The 7300-nt window shown below is 29.1% G+C and carries 8 protein-coding genes; all 8 read left to right on the forward strand.

Annotated elements, in window-relative coordinates:
• The coding region (locus Q0F58_RS15850; protein ID WP_294378710.1) for a nucleotide sugar dehydrogenase at positions 1-1134 on the forward strand (1134 nt) is incomplete at its 5' end.
• A 15-nt stretch (positions 1135-1149) separates the two neighbouring features.
• Complete coding sequence (locus Q0F58_RS15855; protein ID WP_294378713.1) at positions 1150-2130, forward strand: GDP-mannose 4,6-dehydratase; 981 nt, start codon at positions 1150-1152, stop codon at positions 2128-2130.
• Between the two features lie 12 nt (positions 2131-2142).
• Entirely contained in the window at positions 2143-2619 is a 477-nt protein-coding gene (gene pssD, locus Q0F58_RS15860) for a PssD/Cps14F family polysaccharide biosynthesis glycosyltransferase (protein ID WP_294378716.1), read from the forward strand.
• A gap of 27 nt (positions 2620-2646) precedes the next feature.
• Positions 2647-3147 (forward strand): glycosyltransferase, encoded by a 501-nt coding sequence (locus Q0F58_RS15865; protein ID WP_294378720.1) that lies wholly within the window; start codon positions 2647-2649, stop codon positions 3145-3147.
• A gap of 25 nt (positions 3148-3172) precedes the next feature.
• Complete coding sequence (locus Q0F58_RS15870) at positions 3173-4273, forward strand: glycosyltransferase (protein WP_294378723.1); 1101 nt, start codon at positions 3173-3175, stop codon at positions 4271-4273.
• Positions 4274-4296: 23 nt separating this feature from the next.
• On the forward strand, positions 4297-5487 hold the full coding sequence (locus tag Q0F58_RS15875; protein ID WP_294378725.1) for a glycosyltransferase: 1191 nt from the start codon (positions 4297-4299) through the stop codon (positions 5485-5487).
• Positions 5488-5522: 35 nt separating this feature from the next.
• On the forward strand, positions 5523-6422 hold the full coding sequence (locus tag Q0F58_RS15880; protein WP_294378726.1) for a hypothetical protein: 900 nt from the start codon (positions 5523-5525) through the stop codon (positions 6420-6422).
• 319 nt (positions 6423-6741) lie between these two features.
• Positions 6742-7300 (forward strand): serine O-acetyltransferase (locus Q0F58_RS15885; RefSeq protein WP_294378729.1); only part of this gene is annotated, 559 nt, incomplete at its 3' end.

Consider the following 7300-nt stretch of genomic DNA (forward strand, 5'->3'; position numbering starts at 1 on the left):
GGGTTATCTAATGCAATTTTATTAGCTCAAAATAATGAAGTAGTTGCAGTAGATATTATTCAAGAAAAGGTAGATATGATTAATGATAGGGTGTCACCTATTGTTGATAAAGAAATAGAAGATTACTTATCAAATAAAGAATTAAATTTAGTAGCAACTACAGATGTATACAAAGCATATAAAGATGCGCAGTTTGTAATTATTTCAACACCAACAAATTATGATCCGGAAATGAACTACTTTAATACAAGAAGTGTTGAAGCTGTAATTGCAAATGTATTATCTATTAATCCAGAAGCAACTATGGTAATTAAGTCTACAGTTCCAGTTGGATATACAAAAAGAGTAAAAGAAATGTTTGAAACTGACAACATAATTTTCTCACCAGAATTTTTAAGGGAAGGAAAGGCTTTATATGATAATCTTCATCCTTCAAGAATAATTGTTGGTGAACAAAGTGAAAGGGCAGAAAAGTTTGCTAATCTTTTAAAAGAAGGAGCTATAAAGGAAGATATTCCAGTATTATTTACAGATAGTACTGAAGCAGAAGCAGTTAAGCTTTTTTCTAATACATATTTAGCTTTAAGAGTTGCTTATTTTAATGAATTAGATACTTATGCTGAAATGCATGGATTAAATACTAAGCAAATTATTGAAGGTGTTGGATTAGATCCAAGAATAGGAACTCATTATAATAATCCTTCATTTGGTTATGGGGGATATTGCTTACCTAAGGATACTAAGCAATTAAGAGCAAATTATGCTGATGTTCCTAATGAAATTATTGGAGCAATAGTTGAAGCAAATAGAACTAGAAAGGACTTTATTGCTGAACAAATCATTAAGAAAAATCCTAAGACTGTAGGTGTTTATAGATTAACTATGAAAACTGATTCTGATAATTTTAGAGCTTCTTCTATTCAAGGAATAATGAAGAGAATTAAGGCTAAGGGAATTGAAGTTGTAGTTTATGAGCCTGTGATTAAGGAAGATAGTTTCTTTAACTCTAGAGTTATTAGGGATTTAGAGGAGTTTAAGAAAATATCTGATATTATAGTGTCAAATAGATTAGATAAAGAACTATTTGATGTAGAAAAAAAAGTTTATACTAGGGATTTATTTAATAGAGATTAGTAATGGAGTGATTATATGAGAACAATATTAGTTACTGGTGGAGCTGGTTTTATAGGATCTCACTTATCTGAGAGATTATTAAAAGAAGGAAATAAAGTATTAGTTATAGATAACTTTAATAATTATTATGACCCAGCAATAAAAAGAAATAATGTAGAAGAAGTTAAAAAAAATTGTGTTGAAAATAATATATCTTTAGAAAATTATAAAGTTTTTGAAGGCGATATTAGAGATAATGAATTTTTAAAAGAAGTTTTTTCTAATAAAATAGATTCAATTATGCATTTAGCAGCAATGGCTGGTGTTAGACCTTCAATAGAAAATCCATCATTATATTATGATGTTAATATAACAGGAACTGTTAATCTTTTAGAAAGATGTAGGGAAACTGGAGTTAAGGAATTTGTATTTGCTTCGAGTTCATCAGTGTATGGCAATAATGAAAAAGTACCATTTGCTGAAATTGATAGAGTGGATAATCCTATATCACCATATGCAGCAACAAAGAAATCAGGAGAACTTCTATGTCATACGTATCATCATTTATTTGATATGAACATAGCTTGTTTAAGATTCTTTACGGTATATGGGCCAAGACAACGTCCAGATTTAGCAATTAATAAATTTACGTCATTGATATTAGAGGACAAGGAGATACCTTTCTATGGTGATGGAACTACTTCAAGAGATTATACTTTTGTTGAAGATATTGTTAATGGAATAGTTGGAAGTATTAATTATGTAAATACTGATAAGAAGGTATTTGAAATATTTAATATTGGTGGAGACAAAACTGTTTCTTTAATGGAAATGGTTGAAACTATAGAAGAGGTTTTAGGAAAGAAGGCTAAGCTGAATAGATTACCAATGCAGCCTGGGGATGTTAATAGAACTTGTGCTGATATAACTCATTCTAGGGAAACTATAGGATATAATCCACAAACTACTTTTAAAGAGGGAATTAAAAAGTTTATTGAATGGAAAAGAAACAGATAGGAGAACTGGTTAATGGAAGTTAAACAAAAAAAAGAGCCATTAAAGATTTGCTTAGTATCGTCTTCAGGGGGGCATTTAACTCATTTATATATGTTGAAACCATTTTGGAAGAAATATGATAGATTCTGGGTTACTTTTGATAAAACTGATGCAAGAAGTATATTAGAAGAAGAAAAGATGTATTCTTGTTATTTTCCTACAAATAGAAATATTAAAAATCTTATAAAAAATACTTTTTTAGCAGCTTCAATATTAAAAAAAGAAAATCCAGATGTAATAATATCATCTGGTGCAGCTGTAGCTGTTCCATTTTTTTATTTAGCAAAATTGAAAGGTAAAAAAGTTATATATATTGAAGTATATGATAGGGTTGATAAGCCGACTCTTACTGGAAGATTAGTATATCCTATTGCTGATAAGTTCATTGTCCAATGGGACGAGCAAAAAAAGGTTTATCCTAAAGCTATTAATCTAGGTAGTATTTTTTAAAAAAAGATTTTGTAGGGAGGGAAAAATATGATATTTGTTACAGTAGGCACTCATGAACAACAATTTAATCGTCTTATTAAAGAAATAGATAGGTTAAAAGAATGTGGAGTTATAAAAGAAGAGGTAGTAATTCAAACAGGATTTAGTACATATGTATGTAAAAATTGTAAATGTGAAAAAATTATTTCATATACACAAATGATTAAGTATATAGAAGAGGCTCGTATTGTAATTACTCATGGTGGACCAGCTACTTTTATTATGCCATTACAAATAGGCAAGATTCCAGTGGTAGTTCCTAGAGTAAAGAAGTATGAAGAACATGTAAATGATCATCAATTAGAATTTGCAAAATTAGTAGAAAAGAGACAAAAGAATATAATAGTTATTGAAGAAGTAAATGAATTAGAAAAAATAATTATTAATTATGACTCTATTGTTAAGATAATGCCTACTACAATGAAGAAAAACAATATAAAATTTTGTAATGATTTCGAAAAAATTATTAACGAATTAATTAAGAAATAGTTTCATTGGTAAAAGGAGCAGTTATATGAAGGTAAAAGTACTTAATATAATCACAGGTGGATTAGGAAGAGAAGGAATAACTACTACGCAGCTTGAGTTTATGAAAGCTATGGATAAAAGTAATATACAGATAGATATTGCGGCTGTTCATAATGATGAACCTGATGTTATAAAAGAGTTTGAGGTAGCTGGTTGTCGGGTTTTAAAATTTCCAGATAGAAAAAAGAAATTAATTTCTTATATTAAACAATTGAATTACATAATTAGGAAAGAAACATATGATGTAATTCATGTGCATGGGAGTAGTGCAATGATGTCAATAGAACTCTTTATTGCAAAAATTGCAGGTGTTAAGGTTCGTATAGCTCATAGTAGAAATACATTGGCAGATCATAGAATAATGGATAAACTACTTCGTCCTATTTTTTATAAAAGTTATACACATGGATTTGCTGTTGGAGAAGATGCAGGTAAATGGCTTTTTGGCAAAAGGGAATTTACTATTATTCATAACGGAAAGGATTTTAAAAGATTTCATTTTTGTAATGAGCAAAGGATGGTAGTTCGTAGTAGGTTTAATATTGGAGATAAAACAGCAATAGGTTTTGTTGGAAATCTAAATATACAGAAAAACCTACCATTCCTTATTGATGTTATAAAAAATAATAATGAATTAAATCCTAATTGCATTTATTTTTTAATGGGAGATGGCCCTGAAAGAGATAATGTTAAAGCTAAATTAAGCGAAATTGGTATTTTAGATAAAGTTATACTCACAGGACGTATTCAAAACATAGCAGAAATGCTTCAAGGAATGGATATTATGTTATTACCTTCATTATTTGAGGGACTTCCTAATGTTGTGCTAGAATGGCAGGCAGTTGGTTTACCAAGTATAATATCAGAACGTATAACTCAGGAATGTAAGGTTTGTGATTTAGTCAAATTTATACCTATTGATCAAGGCAGTGAAAATTGGGTTACAGAGATTAAAAAAATATCGGTGGGAGTTAATAGAGAAGAAAAATCTGAAATGGCAAGGAAACTTATGAAAGATAATGGCTTTGATATTAATGAAAATATTAAATTTATGAAGGAATTCTATATTAAGTCATCTCGAAAATAAAAAATTGGAGGGAAGAATAATTTATGGATAAACGTATTCTTATTATTTCCAAGAGTCTAACATCAGGTGGAGCTGAACGTGTTGCAGCAAATTTAGCAACTAAGCTTAATCAAGGAAAAGATAGGGCCTGGCTACTTGTTTTAGATGGAAGTGTTAGTACATATAGTACTAAAGCACCTCTAATAGATTTACAGATGCCGTGGCAAAAAACAATTATAGGAAAAGTTAAATGGTATATGAGAGTTACACGGCTAATAGCTAAGTATAAAAAGGATTTAAATATAACTCACTGTATTAGTTTTTTAAGCGAACCAGATTTATTAAATGTCCTTACTAAGCGTTATAGTAAAACTATAGTATCTGTTAGAAATAATAGAAGTTATTTGAATCGTAATAAATTAAATAAAATAAAGGACCAGTTTATTTTTAATAGTGCTGATACAATTGTATCTTTATCACAAGGAGCAAAAGATGATTTAATTAATTTCTATGGAACTAAACCAGAAAAAATTAATGTTATTTATAATGCTTGTGATGTAGCTACTATTAAGAAGAAATCTAATGTTAAACCTGAAAATACAGATGATACTATATTTAATAGTGGTAAAACAGTTATTACTGCTGGAAGGCTAACGGGACAAAAAGGGCATTGGCATCTTATTAGGGCATTTAAAAGGGTTGTTGAACAAATTCCTGATGCAAAACTTTTAATTTTGGGTCAAGGAGAAGAAGAGAGGTATCTTTCTCAATTAATAATAGATTTAAAACTTATTGATAATATAAAGCTCATAGGGTATCATAGAAATCCTTATTATTATTTAAGAAAAAGTGATTTATTTGTATTTTCTTCAAATTTTGAAGGGTTTGGGAATATTCTGTTAGAAGCAATGGCATGCGGTTTACCTATTGTTTCTACAGACTGTATGGTTGGTCCTCGTGAGTTACTGGCTCCAGGTACTTCTTATAAAGATTGTGTTAAGGATTCAATACTAGAAGCTAAAAATGGAATATTAATACCGGTATGCGATGGAAAGCGTTATAGTGCTACGGACCCAATCACCCCAGAAGAAATAATAATGGCTGACGCGATTGTAAAGATACTTTCTGATGATGAACTGCGTAAAAGGTATTTTTACCAATCAAATAGTAGAGTAAAAGATTTTACAGATGAAAAAATAACAGAACAGTGGAGAACTGTTATGAATAAATTATAACAATCATATTTTAGATTTATGGAGAGGAGAAATTTATGAAAAAGAACAATGTAATATATAGGGGGCTTCGTGTAGTATGGCTCTTTGTAAAAAGAATAATGTCATATATATCTTATATTCCGTATTACCTTCATAAACCTGAATTAATTCAAAAAGATATTAATGATCCTAAACTTATAGTTTCATTTACTACTTATCCAGATCGCGTCAAATGCCTACCATTAGTTGTAGGTAGTATTGTTAGGCAAAGTAAACAGCCAGATGCTATTATGCTTTATTTAAGTAAAAAACAATTTGATAATACTGATGGTCATATTTTTGATACAATTAGGAAACAGGGAGTAAAGATAACTCTTGTGGATGATGATATACGCTCACATAAGAAATATTTTTATGCAATGGAGCAGTTTCCAGATAGTGTTATTATTACAATAGATGATGATATTATTTATGATAAGAATATGGTTAAGGATTTATATAATTCTTATTTGAAACATCCCAAAGCAGTTTCAGCCAAAAGAGTTCATAGAATTAAATTTGGTAAAGATAATAAGGTTTTACCATATTTAAGTTGGGATTATAATATACGAGATATTGTAAATGAAGAATCGTTAGAGTTGGTAGCTACAGGGTGTGCAGGTATTTTATACCCACCAAATTGTCTTTATAAAGAGTGGAATGATATAGAGGGAATCAAAAAAACAAGCTTATGTGCTGATGATTTATGGTTAAAGGTTATGGAGTTATTAAACAATGTTCCAGTTGTGTTAGTGAAGAGTGAATCAAGTGACTTAAAACATATTTGGGGAACAGATTCTAATGGATTAGGTATTAATAATATTTTAAATAGCGGAAATGATTTGCAGTTAGAGAATATTTGTGAATATAAAAATGTTAATATTTATGAGTTAATAAATAAGGGGGTAAAGTATTAGTTGAGTAATATGGAAAAGATATTTTATTAAGATTCATTTTCATTATAAAAAGAGAGAGTAATGGTTTTATAATTAATTATAATACAAATTAAGTTTTTTGTTATAATGATAGGGCTAAGTGAACAAGGGATTAAAGAATTAGGATAAAGATTAATAATATGTGAAATTACCGATATTACTAAAGAGATTTGTAATAGTTATATGGCAACCTCTGTTTTTGTGAGCTGTATTAAATAAGTTGTATAATGTGAAGAACAAGGTTTAAATTTATCAAAAAATTAGTGGAAAGAAGAATGGGAAGAAAAGATAGGTGGATTTAATGATTAGGACTAAAGATGATTTAAAATATTATCTATTATGTGATGAATATGCTAGATTTGGGAAAAAAGTATCTTTCTTTAGAAAGTTAAGATTGGGGGAAATGTGGTCATTTAACATAAGTTTACGTAAGTTAGAATACTATACAAACACAGATAAAAAAATTCTTAAGGCTTTTTATAAATTTAAAATAAAGAAATTAGGAATGAAACTAGGATGGTCTATTCCTGCTAATGTATTTGGACCGGGACTTTGTATTGTACATTATGGTACAGTAATAGTTAATGCTGGAGCTAAAATTGGAGCAAATTGTAGAATTCATTCAGGGGTAAATATTGGAGCAAATGGTGGTGGGAATTCAGATACGCCTAGACTTGGACATAATGTTTATATTGGACCAGGAGCAAAATTATTTGGACAGATTAGAGTAGGAAATAATTGTGTTATAGCTGCAAATTCAGTAGTTAATAGAAGTTTTGATGAAGATAATGTTACAATTGGTGGAATCCCAGCGAAAATTATTTCAAAGAAAGATAGTGGTAGGTTTATTAAAGGTTTAG

It is taken from the genome of uncultured Clostridium sp. (genome assembly GCF_934754915.1).
Taxonomy (GTDB): domain Bacteria; phylum Bacillota; class Clostridia; order Clostridiales; family Clostridiaceae; genus Clostridium.